The sequence below is a fragment of the Methylobacterium sp. AC315 genome (assembly GCF_979253755.1).
In genome coordinates this window covers 1-233 of the sequence record NZ_CEEDEA010000159.1, presented here as the reverse complement: position 1 = coordinate 233, position 233 = coordinate 1, and the positions used below count along the sequence as shown (strand labels likewise).

Genomic DNA, 233 nt, shown 5'->3' with positions numbered 1-233 from the left:
TACCGCTACACCGTCGTGAACGACCGTCCGGTGCTGGTCGATCGCGGCCACCGGATCGGCGAGGTCATCGTCTGATCGCACGGGCCGGTCCCGCGCCGGCCCCTCGGGCCCCGGAGCGACCCGCTCCGGGGCCCGTCCGCGATCCGCAGGACGACGGAGGCGCACCGGTTCTCCGGCGAAGGCGTTGATCCGCCACGTGAACCATGAGGCGACCATGAGCCAGGATCCGCGCG

Annotated in this window: 1 protein-coding gene; it reads right to left on the bottom strand. The window is 72.5% G+C overall.

Annotated elements, in window-relative coordinates:
* Positions 1 to 216 (bottom strand): hypothetical protein (locus AC0IY0_RS29105; protein ID WP_471766522.1); only part of this gene is annotated, 216 nt, incomplete at its 3' end.
* Positions 217 to 233: the final 17 nt, after the last annotated feature.